Annotated in this window: 17 protein-coding genes; 4 read left to right on the forward strand and 13 right to left on the reverse strand. The window is 69.4% G+C overall.

Annotation, left to right across the window (positions count from 1 at the left end; genetic code table 11):
• Positions 1–336 precede the first annotated feature (336 nt).
• Positions 337–501 (reverse strand): 50S ribosomal protein L33, encoded by a 165-nt coding sequence (rpmG, locus tag ASD69_RS10860; protein WP_036168663.1) that lies wholly within the window; start codon positions 499–501, stop codon positions 337–339.
• Between the two features lie 11 nt (positions 502–512).
• The gene (gene rpmB / locus ASD69_RS10865) at positions 513–749 is read right to left on the reverse strand and encodes a 50S ribosomal protein L28 (protein WP_056177711.1); all 237 of its coding nucleotides are present in this window, start codon (positions 747–749) and stop codon (positions 513–515) included.
• A 300-nt stretch (positions 750–1,049) separates the two neighbouring features.
• On the opposite strand from rpmB, the gene ASD69_RS10870 reads away from it, so the two are divergent.
• Positions 1,050–1,445: a GFA family protein gene (locus tag ASD69_RS10870; RefSeq protein ID WP_056177712.1), complete on the forward strand. Its 396-nt coding sequence runs from the start codon at positions 1,050–1,052 to the stop codon at positions 1,443–1,445.
• Between the two features lie 58 nt (positions 1,446–1,503).
• Here the strand turns inward: ASD69_RS10870 and ASD69_RS10875 are convergent, their stop codons facing one another.
• The 9 genes from ASD69_RS10875 to ASD69_RS10915 all read right to left on the reverse strand — a co-directional run bounded on the left by ASD69_RS10875 (position 1,504) and on the right by ASD69_RS10915 (position 8,342).
• Positions 1,504–1,839 (reverse strand): lipid-A-disaccharide synthase N-terminal domain-containing protein, encoded by a 336-nt coding sequence (locus ASD69_RS10875; RefSeq protein ID WP_056177713.1) that lies wholly within the window; start codon positions 1,837–1,839, stop codon positions 1,504–1,506.
• Positions 1,840–1,844: 5 nt separating this feature from the next.
• Positions 1,845–2,591 carry a glycosyltransferase family 2 protein gene (locus ASD69_RS10880; protein ID WP_056177715.1) on the reverse strand — a complete coding sequence of 249 codons (747 nt, stop codon included), beginning with the start codon at positions 2,589–2,591 and terminating at the stop codon, positions 1,845–1,847.
• Between the two features lie 126 nt (positions 2,592–2,717).
• A complete protein-coding gene (locus ASD69_RS10885) occupies positions 2,718–3,683 on the reverse strand; it encodes an NAD-dependent epimerase/dehydratase family protein (RefSeq protein WP_056177717.1) in 966 nt (321 codons plus the stop codon).
• A gap of 206 nt (positions 3,684–3,889) precedes the next feature.
• On the reverse strand, positions 3,890–4,318 hold the full coding sequence (locus ASD69_RS10890) for a hypothetical protein (protein ID WP_056177719.1): 429 nt from the start codon (positions 4,316–4,318) through the stop codon (positions 3,890–3,892).
• A gap of 82 nt (positions 4,319–4,400) precedes the next feature.
• Complete coding sequence (locus tag ASD69_RS10895; RefSeq protein ID WP_056177722.1) at positions 4,401–5,123, reverse strand: suppressor of fused domain protein; 723 nt, start codon at positions 5,121–5,123, stop codon at positions 4,401–4,403.
• 56 nt (positions 5,124–5,179) lie between these two features.
• Complete coding sequence (locus ASD69_RS10900) at positions 5,180–6,079, reverse strand: ParB/RepB/Spo0J family partition protein (RefSeq protein ID WP_056177723.1); 900 nt, start codon at positions 6,077–6,079, stop codon at positions 5,180–5,182.
• Positions 6,076–6,891, reverse strand: a complete 816-nt coding sequence (locus tag ASD69_RS10905) for an AAA family ATPase (RefSeq protein ID WP_056177725.1) — start codon at positions 6,889–6,891, stop codon at positions 6,076–6,078. Before ASD69_RS10905 ends, ASD69_RS10900 begins: the two co-directional genes overlap by 4 nt.
• 102 nt (positions 6,892–6,993) lie before the next feature.
• Complete coding sequence (rsmG, locus tag ASD69_RS10910) at positions 6,994–7,701, reverse strand: 16S rRNA (guanine(527)-N(7))-methyltransferase RsmG (RefSeq protein WP_056177727.1); 708 nt, start codon at positions 7,699–7,701, stop codon at positions 6,994–6,996.
• A gap of 32 nt (positions 7,702–7,733) precedes the next feature.
• Positions 7,734–8,342: a 4'-phosphopantetheinyl transferase superfamily protein gene (locus tag ASD69_RS10915; RefSeq protein ID WP_056177729.1), complete on the reverse strand. Its 609-nt coding sequence runs from the start codon at positions 8,340–8,342 to the stop codon at positions 7,734–7,736.
• A 184-nt stretch (positions 8,343–8,526) separates the two neighbouring features.
• Here ASD69_RS10915 and ASD69_RS10920 point away from each other — a divergent pair, with 184 nt between their 5' ends.
• Positions 8,527–9,888, forward strand: coding sequence for an AMP-binding protein (locus ASD69_RS10920; protein ID WP_056177731.1), 1,362 nt, complete (start codon positions 8,527–8,529; stop codon positions 9,886–9,888).
• Positions 9,889–10,069: 181 nt separating this feature from the next.
• Positions 10,070–10,342, forward strand: a complete 273-nt coding sequence (locus ASD69_RS10925; RefSeq protein WP_056179815.1) for a GlsB/YeaQ/YmgE family stress response membrane protein — start codon at positions 10,070–10,072, stop codon at positions 10,340–10,342.
• A 596-nt stretch (positions 10,343–10,938) separates the two neighbouring features.
• Here the strand turns inward: ASD69_RS10925 and xth are convergent.
• Together xth and ASD69_RS10935 are read right to left on the reverse strand one after the other, a co-directional pair.
• The gene (gene xth, locus ASD69_RS10930; protein WP_056177733.1) at positions 10,939–11,706 is read right to left on the reverse strand and encodes an exodeoxyribonuclease III; all 768 of its coding nucleotides are present in this window, start codon (positions 11,704–11,706) and stop codon (positions 10,939–10,941) included.
• Between the two features lie 64 nt (positions 11,707–11,770).
• On the reverse strand, positions 11,771–13,192 hold the full coding sequence (locus ASD69_RS10935) for a coniferyl aldehyde dehydrogenase (protein ID WP_056179818.1): 1,422 nt from the start codon (positions 13,190–13,192) through the stop codon (positions 11,771–11,773).
• A gap of 278 nt (positions 13,193–13,470) precedes the next feature.
• Between ASD69_RS10935 and ASD69_RS10940 the strand changes: the two genes are divergently transcribed.
• The gene (locus ASD69_RS10940; RefSeq protein ID WP_056179821.1) at positions 13,471–14,016 is read left to right on the forward strand and encodes a gamma carbonic anhydrase family protein; all 546 of its coding nucleotides are present in this window, start codon (positions 13,471–13,473) and stop codon (positions 14,014–14,016) included.
• Positions 14,017–14,068: the final 52 nt, after the last annotated feature.

Consider the following 14,068-nt stretch of genomic DNA (forward strand, 5'->3'; position numbering starts at 1 on the left):
ACGAAAGTCGTAGGTGGGCGCGGCCCTCACCCCAACCCCTCTCCCGCGAGCGGGAGAGGGGCTAAAAAGAGGCGGCTCGTCGAAGGCTCGTTGCGGGGCGGTGGTACCGCTTTATGTCGTCATTCCCGCGAAAGCGGGCGCCGCTTTACGTCGCGTAGCCGAACCTCCAGCGACTTCGGCGAGAGGGTTCTCTGGCCTAAATGCTGCGAGGAACTCAAATCGCGGACAAAAAGAAACCCGCCTTGCGGGCGGGTTTCTCGGAGGCCTGGATCCCCGCCTGCGCGGGGATGACCTTCCGGCAAAGCCGTTCGCGCGCTGCGCGAACGGGCCGGAAGGTCACTTGATCTTGCCTTCCTTATAAATCACGTGCTTGCGAACGACGGGGTCGTACTTCTTGACCTCCATCTTGTTCGGGGTGTTCTTCTTGTTCTTGTCGGTCGTGTAGAAGTGACCGGTGTTGGCCGAAGAGATCAGACGGATCTTGTCGCGCTTGGAAGCCATGATTCAGGTCCTCAGATCTTTTCGCCGCGGGCGCGGAGATCGGCCAGAACGGCGTCGATGCCGTTCTTGTCGATGGTGCGCATGGCGTTGGCGGAAACACGCAGCTTGACCCAACGGTTCTCACTGGCGACCCAGAAGCGGCGCTCGTGCAGGTTGGGGAGGAAGCGGCGGCGGGTTTTGTTCATGGCGTGCGAGACGTTGTTGCCGGTCGTCGTTCGCTTGCCCGTAACTTGGCATACGCGGGACATGTGCACCTCGAAAGGATTGGATGCTTCCCTTGGCCAGGGAGGCGGCGGCCCCGCCGTCGGCGCGGAAATCCGCGGACAGCGCGCGATACGGGTGGAAACCTCAGCCGATCGAGGCGGCCGGAATCGCGCTTCCGGAACCGCTCGGACCTGCCCCTAAGGGTGGGTCGGACACAGCGAGCCGCGCATTATGCGGGTAAATTCGAGCGGGGACAAGCACTTGGGCGCAGGGCAGGGGCGTCCGGGCCGGCCGTCGCGGTATCTTTGCGCCGTAGCCCCCTCCCAGACCGACCCGAGGCGCCCATGATCCGTCTAGCCACCTGTTCCTGCGGTCAGCTGCGCGTGGCCTGCGAGGGCGAGCCGGTGCGGATCTCGGTCTGCCACTGCCTGGAGTGCCAGCGCCGTACCGGCAGCGTGTTCGCGGTGCAGGCGCGCTACCCGCGCGAGCGGGTGCGGCGGCTGGAGGGCGAGTCCGGGCGTTTCGAGCGCACCGGCGACAGCGGCACCACGGCCCGCTTCCACTTCTGCCCCGCCTGCGGCTCGACCGTGTACTGGGAGCCGCAGTCGATGCCGGACTCGATCTCGGTCGCGGTGGGCGCCTTCGCCGATCCGGGGTTTCCGCCGCCGCGCCACTCGGTCTACGAGGTCCGCCGGCACGCCTGGGTCCGGATGCCGGACGAGATCGAACACTACGACTGAGGGGCGCGCGATGGCGCGGTAAGCCGTAAGCCCCCCGCGCCGGCGGGGCTCGCCGAACTCAGTGCCCGGCGCGGTCGCGGTGCCAGCCGCGGTGCTTGATGTCCAGGTACAGGCTGTAGGCGGCGGTGAAGGCCGGGAACAGGTTCTGGATCACGCCCACCGAGTCCTGCTTCTGCGAGAACACGAAGTAGCTCAGGGTCATCGCGCTGCCGACCAGGCTCATGTACCAGAACGCGCGCGGAATCACCGGCTTGCCGTGGCGCTTGCTGGCCACGAACTGCACCAGCCAGCGGCCGCCGAACATCAAGGCGCCGGTCAGACCGATCAGCTTCCACGGCGACATGTGCAGGCCGGTCCAGGCCAGCCATTCGATCGGCGAATTCATGAAGTCCATGCGGCTCAGACCTCTTCAGTGGCGGTGACCTTGCCGCGCTTGATCAACCAGGCGACGCCGCGCAAGTCGCTGATGCCGACCAACGCGCGGTTGAGATTGTTGTACTTGGACACACCGGTGGAGCGCGCGCGATGGTTGACCGGCACGCTCACCGTCTTCCAGCCCGCGCGCTGCATCAGCGCCGGCAGGTAGCGGTGCATGTGGTTGAAGTGCGGCAGATCGAGGAAGGCCTCGCGCTCGAACAGCTTGATGCCGCAGCCGGTGTCGGGGGTGTCGTCGCGCAGCATGCGGCTGCGGATCGCGTTGGCCCACTTCGAGGCCCAGCGCTTGCTGCCCGAGTCCTGGCGGTTCACCCGCCAGCCCGCGAACAGCTTGATGTCGGGCGCCGATTCGGCGCGCTTGGCCAGCAGCTTGGGGATGTCGGCCGGGTCGTTCTGGCCGTCGCCGTCCAGGGTGGCGATCCAGCGCCCGCGCGCGGCCTTGACGCCGTTGCGGATGGCGGTGCTCTGGCCGCTCTGGGTGACGTGATGGACCACGCGCAGCTCGGGCACCTGCGCCTTCAGCGCGCGCAGCGCGTCCAGGGTGCCGTCGCGCGAACGGTCGTCGACGTAGACGATCTCGAAATCGCCGCCGTCCTCGGGCGCGCGGCCGCGCAGCGCGGCGGTGATCTCGTGGATCAGCGGGGCGACGTTGTCCTGCTCGTTGAACACGGGGACGACGACGGACAGGTGCGGCGTGTGGCTTGCGGTCATCTAACGGACTCGTCGCGGCTCACCGGAGCCGGGATTGGCGGTGCGAACCCCTCGCGCGGAGGGGTGGAAAGAGCGTACGGCGCCTGCGCGGGAGCGCAAGCGTCCTGGCGGGGCCGCCGCGAGGGTTCAGGCCCTGGCGCCGAAATAATCCCGGCACCAGGCGACCACCTGCGGCAGCCCGGTCTCGATCGAGGTGGTCGGCTCGAACCCGAACGCCGCCTTGGCGCGCGCAGTATCGGCCATCGTCTCGACCATGTCGCCCGGCTGCATCGGCTTGTAGACCTTTTCGGCCGCCTGGCCGGCCGCGGCCTCGATCACGCCGATGAAATGCTCCAGCTCGACCGGGGTGTGGTTGCCCAGGTTGAACACCCGGTGCGGCGGATCGTCCTGGGCCGGATGCGCGAGCGCGCCGAGCACGCCGGCGACGATGTCGTCGATCCAGGTGAAGTCGCGGCGCATGCGGCCGTGGTTGAAGACCTCGATCGGGCGCCCCGCCAGCACCGCGCGCGAGAACAGCAGCGGCGCCATGTCGGGGCGGCCCCAGGGGCCGTAGACGGTGAAGAAGCGCAGGCCGGTGGCGTGCAGGCCGTAGAGGTGGGCGTAGGTGTGCGCCATCAGCTCGTTGGCGGCCTTGGTGGCCGCGTACAGCGAACGCGGCCGGTCCACGCGCTGGTCTTCCGAGAACGGCGCCACCGCCGAATCGCCGTAGACCGAGGATGAGCTGGCGTAGACCAGATGCTGCACGCCGCGGTGGCGGCACAGCTCCAACAGGTTCACGAAGCCGGCCAGGTTGCTGTCGACGTAGGCGTGCGGATGGGTGAGCGAGTAGCGCACGCCGGCCTGCGCGGCCAGGTGGATCACCTGGGTCGGCGCGACCTCGTCGAACAAGGCGGCCAGGCCATCGCGGTCGCCCAGGTCGAGGACGCGGATGTCGACGTCCGCGCACAGCGCGGCGACGCGGTCGCGCTTGAGCTGCGGGTCGTAGTAGTCGTTGTAGTTGTCCAGCCCGACCACGGCCTGGCCGCGGGCGCGCAGGGCGCGGCAGACGTAGCTGCCGATGAAACCGGCGGCGCCGGTGACGAGGATGGTCATGGGGCGATGGTGACGGGTTCGGAGGCGGAAAGCATGCGCGGGCGGAGGTTACCGTTTCGACAGCGTCCGCGAACCCGTGTCGGAATCGCGTGCGCGCATCGGCGGCCGCACGCGTCCTGGACGCAGCGCGGGCGACAGCTTGGCCGCCCGCGCCTGAAGCGCAGCAGACTCCGCGCCTGCGCCGGAGTCCGCCGCGCCGCGCGCGATCACTTCACCGCGAGCTGCTTGGCCAGGCCGAAAGCCTCGTTGAGCTCGGCCTGGCTGGCCGCGTCGATCCAGACGTAGACCCGGACCTTGCTCTTGGGCTTGTCGCCCGGCAGCGCGACGATCGCCTCGCGCGAGAACGGACGCGTGGCGCTGGCCTTCTTGTACCAGACCACCTGCTGGGTGCCGACCGTGCCCTTCTCGGCGCGGTTGTTCTTTTCGGGCTTGAAGCTGCGCGTACCCAGGTACACGCCCAGGCCCTTGCCGGCGGCGACCGCCGAAGGCAGCTCCAGGTAGCACAGGGTGTAGTCGTCGCCCTGGCGCTGGGTCCAGGCCAGGTCGGCGTTGTTGAGGGTGGGGCAGTTCGCGCCGGCTTGGGCGAACGCCAGGGACGGGGCCAGCAGCAGGGCCGCGAGGGCTATCCGTTTCATATGCATCTCCTTCGGTGGGGTACGGTTGATTAAAGCGGTGGAACGTGGCGGCCGTGAAGCCCGAGCTTATCGCGCCTGCGCGTCAGAACAGACCGAAGCGCTTTTTGGCGACGTTGCGCCGGTTCGGGGCGATGAGGTCGTCGAGATCGGCGAACTTGTCCAGCAGGCCGTCGGTGCCCTTGCGCAGCTTGAGTTCGCGTTCCTCCGGGTACAGCGGCACCACGGCGAGGAAGTGGATCTCCTTGTCCTCGTCGATGCGCAGGCGGTGGAAGCCGTCCGGCACGGTGACCGAGGGCAGCAGGATCGCCGAATCCAGGCGCGTGTTGGCGGCGTAGGCTTCGGGCGGATCGCCGTTGGCGATGGAATGGCCCCAGCCCAGCCAGGTGCGCTGCTTGTGCGGAAAGCGCGCGAGCATCTTCAGCAGCCGCACCGGCCAGTACCAGCGTTCGTCCTGCATCGATTCCTGATCCAGCCGCCAGTCCGCCGGCAGGGTCGCGATCAGTTCCAGATGGCGCGGCGCGTCGGAGCCGGCGGGCACCGTCATCGCCAGATCGCTCATGCCGGAGGTCACCAGCCGGGTATAGGGGTAGGCGTCGTTGGCCGACAGGAAATGCACGTCGATGTGGACCAGGTCCGAGACCAGCTCGTGGAAGACGCTGCCGATCGGGCCCAGATGGGCTTCGATGTGATCGGAAATCCGCTCCAGGCAGATCTCGCCCTGGACCGGTTCCCACCCGGGCGCCTGATCGTAGTGGTAGATCGGGCTACCGCTGAGGCTGACCACCTCGGCCTTCTTGTCCGTCATCCCCGCCTCCCCCTGAGGCTGGTCCGCGCCGCGGCGCGTCCGTCATTGCGTATCCGTCATTCGACCTTGCCGCGCAGCTTTTCCAGCACGCCGTCCAGCGAGTCCAGGTCGCTGTAATGGATCACCAGGCGGCCCTTGCCGCCGCGGCCGTGCAGCACGTTGACCTGGGTATTGAGCGATTCCGACAGCTCGCGCTCGAGCGTGGCGATGTCGGCCTGCGGCTTGGCCTTGGCCGGTTTGGGCTTGCCCGTGGTCGGGACCTTGCCGGCGGCCAGCTGCTGCACGCGGTGTTCGACGTCGCGCACGGACCAGCCCAGTTCGGCGGCCTGGCGCGCCAGCGCGATCGCGGCCTGCGGGGCCAGGGTCAGCAGGGCGCGCGCGTGGCCCATGTCCAGGGCGCGGGTCTCGACCAGCACCCGGATCTCGGCCGGCAGTTCCAGCAGGCGCAGCAGGTTGGACACCGCCACCCGCGAACGGCCCACCGCTTCGGCGGCCTGGGCGTGGGTGAGGTCGAATTCGTCGATCAGGCGCTGCAGCGCGTTGGCCTCTTCCAGCGGGTTGAGGTCCTCGCGCTGGATGTTCTCGATCAGCGCCATCGCGACCACGGTGCGGTCGTCGACTTCGCGGATCACCACCGGAATTTCGGTCAGCCCGGCCAGTTGGGTCGCGCGCCAGCGGCGTTCGCCGGCGATGATTTCGTAGCGCTTGCCGCCGATGTCGCGCACCACGATCGGCTGGATCACGCCCTGGGCCTTGATCGACTCGGCCAGCTCGGCCAGCTTGTCGTGGTCCCAGGTCTTGCGCGGCTGGTACTTGCCGGCGATCAGCGCGTCCACCGGCAGCTTGCGCATCACGTCGGATTCGGTGGCTTCCAGGATCGGCGCCTCGGCGGCCGCCTTCGGGCCGAGCAGGGCTTCCAGCCCGCGGCCGAGGCCGCGCTTCTTCGCCGCACTCATGCCACGGTCTCCTTGTGGTCGCGTTGCGCCGTCTTGGCGGCCTGCTCGCGCTCGCGCTGGCGGCGCAGCACTTCGCCGGCCAGGCCCAGATAGGCGATGCCGCCGCGGCTGGCCTTGTCGTAGCCGACGATGCTCTGGCCGTGGCTGGGCGCCTCGGCCAGGCGCACGTTGCGCGGCACGATGGTGCGGAACACGCGGTCGCCGAAGTGGTTGGTCAGCTCGGCCGAGACCGCGTTGGCCAGGTTGTTGCGCACGTCGAACATGGTGCGCAGCACGCCTTCGATCTCCAGCTCCGGATTGAGCTTGGCCTTGAGCGCGTTGATGGTGTCGAGCAGGGCGCTGATGCCTTCCAGGGCGTAGTACTCGCACTGCATCGGCACGATGATCGAATCGGCCGCGGTCAGCGCGTTGAGCGTGAGCAGCGACAGCGCCGGCGGGCAGTCGATCAGGATGTAGTCGTAATTGGCGCGCAGCGGCGCCAGCGCGGTCTTCAGACGCTGCTCGCGCGCGTCCTCGCCCATCAGGCGGATTTCGGCCGCGGTCAGCTCGATGTTGGCCGGCAGCAGGTCGAAGTCTTCCGGCGCGCGCAGCAGGATCGAAGCGGCGTCGGCTTCGCCCAGCATCACATCGCAGATCGAGTCCTCGATCGTGCGCTTGTCGATGCCGCTGCCCATCGTGGCGTTGCCCTGCGGGTCCAGATCGACCAGCAGCACGCGCTTGGGCGTGCGCGCGAGCGCGGCGGCCAGGTTGACCGCGGTGGTGGTCTTGCCGACCCCGCCTTTCTGATTGGCGACGGCGATGATGCGGGCCATGCGGCTCGTCCCCTGGCTATACGGGCTGTGAAAAGTGGCCGCTCGGCGCCGGGCGCCGGTCGGACTGGGGATTATGCCCGGACGGGGCGCGTTCGCGCTCCGTCATGCGGGAATTGGGTCCGCGTCCGGGCTCGTGTCCGGATCGGGACCGGCCCCGGCGCGGGCGACCACGACCAGATGGCGCTCGGCGTCCAGCCCAGGCACGGCCAGCGGATGCGAGGCGCGCACGCGCCAGCCCGCGGGCAGCGCGGCGATTTCGTCGGCCGGATGGGCGCCCTTCATCGCCAGCAGCACGCCCTCGGGCTTGAGCAGGTGGCCGCCCAGTTCCAGGATCAGCGGCAGGGTCGCCAACGCGCGCGCGGTGATCGCGTCGTAGGCGCCGGGCTCGTCGAAGGCCTCGATCCGCGACTCGGCCACGCGCGCGTCCTTCAGGCCCAGGGTGCGCAAGGCTTCGCGCATGAAGCGCGCCTTCTTGCCGGCGCTCTCCACCAGGGTCACGCGCAGACCCGGCTTGACGATCGCCAGCGGGATCCCGGGCAGGCCGGCGCCGGTGCCCAGATCGGCCAAGGCCCCGCCGCGCTGGGCGATCGCATCGACGTAGCGATGCATGGCCAGCGAGTCGAGCAGGTGCTTGGTCACCATCTCCTGCGGGTCGCGCACGGCGGTGAGGTTGTAGGTGCGGTTCCAGCGCGCGAGCAGGGCCAGGTAGTCCAGCAGCGGCGCGGCCAGGGCCGGATCCAGGGCCAGCGCGGACAGGCCCGATTCGAGCTCGCGACGGAGCCCGGGCGGAAGGGGAGCGGGTGCGTTCATTGGCGACAGTATCGCCGATGGCGGCGATGGGCTCAGCGCGGGTCGCCGATCGAATCCGCGGGCGCGCCCGGGTGCGGGCGCCAGGCCAGCGCGCCGACGTAACCCGCGGCGGGCGCCAGTTCCTGCAGCCGCCACTCCTCGGGCGCACCCAATTCGGGGTCGCTGTCGACCAGGCGCAGCGCGCCCGCGCGCTCCTCGAAGCGCAGCCGGTGCAGGCCGAAGGACAGCCCGTGCCCGTGCGCCTTGAGCACCGCTTCCTTGGCGCACCACAGGCGCAGGAACGCCCGGTCGCGCTCGGCCTGAGCATCCAGCCAGGCGGTCTCGGCGGCGGTGAAGTAGCGTTCGGACACCGCCAGCGCGCGCGGCCGCGCGCGCAGCCGTTCCAGATCGACTCCGACCCGGCCCTGCCCGGTCAAGGCGATCAGCAGGCTGTCGCCGCTGTGGCTCCAGTTGCAGTCCCAGCCCTGGTACGGCGGTTGCAATGTGGGGCGCTGGCGGCCGTCGCGGACCAGCGGCAGGGCCTCCGCGCTGGTGCCCAATTGCGCGGCCAGCCAATGGCGCGCCTGCGCCTCGGCAGCGCGACCGGGCGTGTGCGGCTGCCAGGTCCAGCGCGGCATGGGAGGCGGATCGGGCGAAGTCATGGCGAACTCAGGGACATGAACGAGGCGTTTGGCGGAACGCCGGCGCGCCAGCGTAAGCTAAAGCAGGGGACGCGGCGCTGGCCGCGATCGATGCCGCGGCCGTAGGGCCGGCGCTCAGGGGAAGGCGGCCGATGCCGTCGGCGCCGGGTCATGCGCGCGCGGCCGGAGTAACCAATGGCGAACGATGTCAGCAGTTGTTGATCACGATGCGGTACCGGGCGGTGAGCGCGTCGCCTTAGTGGCCGGCGCGCAGGCGCGCCTGCTCGCGTACGCGCACGACGATGCGATCGCGCAGTCGCGTTTCGAACGCGAGGTGCGCGCGCTGGCCGCGGCGCTGCCGGCGGCGCGCTATGCGATCAATCTGTGCGAGGACCGTTACCGTTTCCTGGTCGCGTTCTGCGCGGCCGCGCTGCGCGGGCAGACCACGCTGCTGCCGTCCTCGCGCGCGCCGGCGGTGATCGGCGACGCGCTCGCCCAGCACGCCGACAGTTATTGCCTGGGCGACATCGCCCTGGATCCGCCGCCGCCGCAGTACTGGCGCCTGCCCGAGACCCTGGCGCAGGCCGAGGGCGCGCCGCCGACGATAGCGAACGACGCGCTGGTCGCGATCGGTTTCACTTCCGGCAGCACCGGCCAGCCCAAACCCAATCCCAAGACCTGGCGCGCGTTCCGCGCCAGCACCGCGCAGAACCTGGCCGCGCTGGCCGACCTGCTCGCGCCGAACCGGGTTACCCCGCTGGTCGCGACCGTGCCGCCGCAGCATATGTACGGCATGGAGATGTCGGTGCTGCTGCCGCTGCTGGGGCCGATCGCGGTGCATGCGGCGCGGCCGTTCTTCCCCAGCGATGTCGCCCAGGCCCTGGCCGACGCACCGGCGCCGCCCTTGCTGGTGACTACGCCCGTGCATCTGCGCGCGCTGGTCGAATCCGGCATCGTGCTGCCGCCGCTGGCCGGCATCGTTTCGGCCACCGCGCCGCTGGCGCAGGATCTGGCCCTGGCCGCGGAAACGCGCTACGGCTGCGAGGTGCGCGAAGTGTTCGGTTCCACCGAAACCTGCGTGATCGCGCGCCGCCGCACTGCCCACGAGCTGGCCTGGACGCCGCTGCCGGGCGTGCGCGTGTCGCCGCAGCCCGACGGCACCGCGGTGTACGCCCCGCATCTGCCCGAGCCGGTGGTGCTGGCCGATCTGATGGAAGTCGGCGCCGACGGCCGCTTCGTGTTGCGCGGGCGCAGCGCGGATCTGCTGGAGATCGCCGGCAAGCGCGCCTCGCTGGGCGATCTCACCCGCAAGCTGCTCGCGATCGAGGGCGTGGAGGACGGCGTGGTGTTCCAACTCGACGCCGCCGAGGGCGCGGTGCGCCGGATCGCGGCGCTCGCGGTCGCGCCCACCCTGGACGAAGCCGGCATCCTGCACGCGCTGCGCGCGAGCATCGATCCGGTCTTTCTGCCGCGCCCGCTGCGCATCGTCGAGGCCTTGCCGCGCAACGAAACCGGCAAGCTGCCGCGCGATCGCCTGCTGCGATTGCTGCAGGGCGACGCCGGCTGAGTCAGCGCTGTGAATTCGCGCGCGGCGTGTCTACGTTGCGTGAAGCGCACCGGGTCTGCGCTGACATCTCCGTCACGAAGCCACGCCCAGACTGCCTGCGTCCCGAGGCGGCAGAGGCTGCGTATTCGTCGGTGCGAATGCGTATCGGGCGTCATTGGAACGGACAGGAGACAGCATCATGATGGGCATCATTATTTGGTTGGTCGTAGGCGGCGTTATCGGTTGGCTCGCAAGCATGATCATGAAAACCGACGGCCAGCAGGGCATTTTCCTGAACGTGATCGTCGGCATCGTCGGCGCCTTCCTCGGTGGTTGGCTGGGCGGCTTGCTGGGTCTGGGCGCGGGCGACATCAACGACGGCAATTTCAGCCTCAACGGGCTGCTGCTTTCGCTGGTGGGCGCGATCGTGCTGTTGGGCATCGTCAATTTGTTCCGACGCGGCCGCGTGCGTTAAGCGGTTCGCGAGGTCTCGACAAAAAAGCCCGGCGATGCCGGGCTTTTTTTTGTGGGCCGGGCGGACGTGGAGCCGTGTTGCTTACTAGCCACAGGCTCGTGCGTCGCTGAACGCCAGTAGGCTCTTGCACTTAGCCCCCTCCTTTGAAAAAGGAGGGTTGGGGAGGATTTGCTGTTGCTTTGCTTTCGTTGTTTCTGACCGAAGGTCAAAGGCTTCCGCCTGCTGCGCATGCGGGTCACTTTCTCTTGCTAGCCCAAGAGAACGTAACCAAAGAGAAGGGCTAGCGTGACCAACCCTCCCTTGCGAGTTCGGTGCGTGCGCCGGGATTTTTCGATAGGACATCCTTGTCCTATCGAAAAACGGCGCGCGTCCTGCGCGCCGCCCTTCGGGTCTACGGCTGATCGGCGAGTGCGTTGCAATGGATTCCAATGCCGGGGCAACTGCAACGGCGTCTGCCTGATCTTGCTGCGCGCGGAGCTTTAACCCGATGTGGCGGTCGGAGATTCGACTGCGGGCTTGAGCCCGCTTGCGTCTACGTCGAAGGACCGAGGCGGTCTCGCTCGTTTCTCATTGCTCCAGGCTTACTTCAGCCTCGCTCAGCCCAACTCCAGCCAAGCCGGCGCGTGATCGCTGGGGCGCTCCCAAGTGCGGGGTTCGCGGTCGATGCCGGCGCCGGTGCAGCGGGCGCGCAAGGCGTCGGAAATCAGGGCCAGGTCGATGCGCAGGCCGAGGTTGCGGCGGAACGCCGCCTGGCGGTAGTCCCACCAGCTGAATTCGCCGGCGGCATCGTGGTGCATGCGGTAGCTGTCGTGCAGGCCCAGCGCGTACAGGCGCTGCAGGGCGTCGCGTTCGGCGGTGGAGGTGAGTATGTGCGTCTCGTTCCACACCGCCGGGTCGTAGACGTCGCGCTCGTCGGGGGCGATGTTGAAATCGCCCAGCACCACCAGCTGCGGGTGCGCGCGCAGTTCCTCGGCCAGCCAGGCGTGCACCGCATCCAGCCAGCGCAGCTTGTAGGCGTACTTGTCGGTGCCCACGTCCTGGCCGTTGACCACGTACAGGTTGACGATGCGCACGTCGCCGACGGTGGCCGCGATCACGCGCTTTTGTTCGTCGTCCAGGCCGGGCACGCCGATCTGCACGTCTTGCGCCGGTTCGCGCGAGAGAATGGCCACGCCGTTGTAGGTCTTCTGCCCCGCGAACACGCTGCGGTAGCCCAGCGCCGACAGCTCGGTGTCGGGGAAGCGGTGGTCCTCCAGCTTGGTTTCCTGCAGCGCGACCACGTCCGGCGCGCGCAGGCCCAGCCAGGTTTCCAGGTGCGGCATGCGCACGTTGAGCGAGTTGACGTTCCAGCTGACGATTTTCATGGCCGCGAGTGTAACCACGGCCGCCGCGTTTTGGCCTGTGCCGGGCTTGCGCGCCGGCGCCGGCTCACTTGGACAGCAAGCGGATCAGGCGGTCGATCTTTCCGGTGTACGGCGGCTTGAGCCAGTCGCTGGCGGCCATGCGGCGCTGGCGGAACACCGGCAGCAGCTTGCTGAAGGTGTCGAAGCCGTTGCGGCCGTGGATCGCGCCGATGCCGCTGGGGCCGATGCCGCCGAAGGGCAGGTCGTGGGCGCCGAAGTGCAGCAGGGTGTCGTTGACGGTGACGCCGCCGGCCAGGGTCTGGCCGAGAATGCGCTCGACCTGGGCGCGGTCGTAGCCGAACGGGTACAGCGCCAGCGGCCGGTCCAGGGCGTTGATGCGCGCGATCGCTTCGTCCAGGTTGCGGTAGGACAGCACCGGCAGGATCGGGCCGAAGATCTCGTGCTGCATGACCTGGGCGTCGGCGCCGGGTTCGATCACCAGGGTCGGCGCGAACAGGCGTTCGCGCGCGGCGGTGTCCGGATCGATCGCGAAGGGTTCGATCACCTGCAGGCCGCGTGCGCGCGCGTCGTCGAGGTAGCCGCGCAGGCGCGCGTACTGGCTGTCGTTGATGATGCGGGTGTAGTCCTGGGGCGCGTCCAGTTGGCCGTAGCGCCTGCGCAGTTCGGCCTGCAGCGCGGCGACCAGGGCGTCGCGGCGGGCCGCGTCGACCAGCACGTAGTCCACGCCGATGCAGGTCTGGCCGGCGTTGAACCATTTGCCGCTGGCGATGCGCGAGGCCGCCAGTTCGATCGGGAAATCGTCGCAGATCACCGCCGGCGCCTTGCCGCCTAGCTCCAGGGTGACCGGGGTCAGGTTGGGCGCGGCCGCGGCCATGACCTTGCGCCCGACCGCGGTCGAGCCGGTGAACAACAGGTGGTCGAAGGGCAGGGCCGAGAACGCGGCGCCGACTTCGGCGCCGCCCATCGCCACCGCGACGCGGTCGGCCGGGAACACCTCGGCCAGCAGCTCGCGCAGGTAGGCGCTGGTGCGCGGGGTGTGTTCGGAGGGCTTCAGATAGACGTGGTTGCCGGCCGCGATCGCCGACACCAGCGGCACCAGGGCCAGGTTCACCGGGTAGTTCCACGGCGACAGGATGCCGACCACGCCGACCGGCTCGGGCCGGATCTCGGCGCGCGCGGGCCAGAAACGCCAGCCCACCGCGGCCCGGCGCGGGCGCATCCAGCGGCGCAGGCGGCCGATCGCGTGGTCGATCTCGGCCAGGGTGATCATGGCCTCCGACAGCAGGTTCTCGTGGCTGGAGCGGTGGCCGAAATCGGCCTGGATCGCTGCGTCCATCTCCGCCACCCGGGCCCGGAACGCGTCGCGCAGGCGCAGCAGATCGGCGCGGCGCTGGGCGTAGTCGGGCTTGCGCGCGCGCCAGGCCGAGCGCAGACGCTCGCGGGTGGCGGCCAGTTCGCTGGGGGTGGTGTCGGCGGTGATGTCCATACGCCGCAGTGTAGTCGCGCCGGGGCGCCAGGGGGCGTCGCCGGTGGGGCGGAACAGGCCAGGCGTGGGGGGCGGCGCGGCCGTCCTTGGCGCCGGGGCCGGCACGGTGCCGGGATCGCCCGGGCGCGCGGCCAGGTCGGCCTGCGCCGCCATGGCCATCGATGCGTGCGTGTTCGCCCGCACGCGCAGCCAGCATCGCGCGACGGCAAGCGTTGAAACGACCGCGCTTGCGCCCAGCCGTGGCCATGGCGTCGGCGCGCGCGGCTTACAATCCGGGCATGAGCCTGCGTCCCTATCTTGAGCACACCCCCGAACTCGGCGAGCGCGTCTACGTCGATCCCGCCGCCACCGTCATCGGCCAGGTCGCCCTGGGCGACGATGTGTCGATCTGGCCCGGCTGCGTGGTGCGCGGCGATGTGAACTTCATCCGCATCGGCGCGCGCACCAACATCCAGGACGGCACCATCGTCCACGTCACCCACGAGGGGCCGTTCACGCGCCCGGGTGGGCTGCCCACCCTGATCGCCAACGACGTCACCATCGGCCACGGCGCGATCGTGCACGCCTGCCGGATCGAGGAATTCGCCCTGATCGGCATGGGCGCCAAGATCCTCGACGGCGCGACCGTGCAGCGTTTCGGCTTCGTCGGCGCGGGCGCGGTGATCGCGCCCGGCAAGACGGTCGGCGAGGGCGAGCTGTGGCTGGGCAATCCGGCACGTTTAGCGCGCAAGTTGAGTGAGCGCGAGATCGAACAGCTGCAATACAGCGCCCAGCACTACGTGCGCCTGAAGGATCGTTACCTGGGCATGGCGGACGCGGGCTAGGCACGGCCCTGGGCCGCGTTTACAGTCGTCGCAGGGGAGAAGCCGGAAACCG

Origin of the sequence: Lysobacter sp. Root604 (genome assembly GCF_001427505.1) — a bacterium.
Taxonomy (GTDB): Bacteria; Pseudomonadota; Gammaproteobacteria; order Xanthomonadales; family Xanthomonadaceae; genus Lysobacter.

What these genes read in the sequence shown, in the direction of transcription:
- rpmG (WP_036168663.1), bottom strand. Translation starts at nt 501, where the DNA reads ATGGCTTCCAAGCGCGACAAGATCCGTCTGATCTCTTCGGCCAACACC.
- rpmB (WP_056177711.1), bottom strand. Translation starts at nt 749, where the DNA reads ATGTCCCGCGTATGCCAAGTTACGGGCAAGCGAACGACGACCGGCAAC.
- ASD69_RS10870 (WP_056177712.1), top strand. Translation starts at nt 1,050, where the DNA reads ATGATCCGTCTAGCCACCTGTTCCTGCGGTCAGCTGCGCGTGGCCTGC.
- ASD69_RS10875 (WP_056177713.1), bottom strand. Translation starts at nt 1,839, where the DNA reads ATGGACTTCATGAATTCGCCGATCGAATGGCTGGCCTGGACCGGCCTG.
- ASD69_RS10880 (WP_056177715.1), bottom strand. Translation starts at nt 2,591, where the DNA reads ATGACCGCAAGCCACACGCCGCACCTGTCCGTCGTCGTCCCCGTGTTC.
- ASD69_RS10885 (WP_056177717.1), bottom strand. Translation starts at nt 3,683, where the DNA reads ATGACCATCCTCGTCACCGGCGCCGCCGGTTTCATCGGCAGCTACGTC.
- ASD69_RS10890 (WP_056177719.1), bottom strand. Translation starts at nt 4,318, where the DNA reads ATGAAACGGATAGCCCTCGCGGCCCTGCTGCTGGCCCCGTCCCTGGCG.
- ASD69_RS10895 (WP_056177722.1), bottom strand. Translation starts at nt 5,123, where the DNA reads ATGACGGACAAGAAGGCCGAGGTGGTCAGCCTCAGCGGTAGCCCGATC.
- ASD69_RS10900 (WP_056177723.1), bottom strand. Translation starts at nt 6,079, where the DNA reads ATGAGTGCGGCGAAGAAGCGCGGCCTCGGCCGCGGGCTGGAAGCCCTG.
- ASD69_RS10905 (WP_056177725.1), bottom strand. Translation starts at nt 6,891, where the DNA reads ATGGCCCGCATCATCGCCGTCGCCAATCAGAAAGGCGGGGTCGGCAAG.
- rsmG (WP_056177727.1), bottom strand. Translation starts at nt 7,701, where the DNA reads ATGAACGCACCCGCTCCCCTTCCGCCCGGGCTCCGTCGCGAGCTCGAA.
- ASD69_RS10915 (WP_056177729.1), bottom strand. Translation starts at nt 8,342, where the DNA reads ATGACTTCGCCCGATCCGCCTCCCATGCCGCGCTGGACCTGGCAGCCG.
- ASD69_RS10920 (WP_056177731.1), top strand. Translation starts at nt 8,527, where the DNA reads ATGTCAGCAGTTGTTGATCACGATGCGGTACCGGGCGGTGAGCGCGTC.
- ASD69_RS10925 (WP_056179815.1), top strand. Translation starts at nt 10,070, where the DNA reads ATGGGCATCATTATTTGGTTGGTCGTAGGCGGCGTTATCGGTTGGCTC.
- xth (WP_056177733.1), bottom strand. Translation starts at nt 11,706, where the DNA reads ATGAAAATCGTCAGCTGGAACGTCAACTCGCTCAACGTGCGCATGCCG.
- ASD69_RS10935 (WP_056179818.1), bottom strand. Translation starts at nt 13,192, where the DNA reads ATGGACATCACCGCCGACACCACCCCCAGCGAACTGGCCGCCACCCGC.
- ASD69_RS10940 (WP_056179821.1), top strand. Translation starts at nt 13,471, where the DNA reads ATGAGCCTGCGTCCCTATCTTGAGCACACCCCCGAACTCGGCGAGCGC.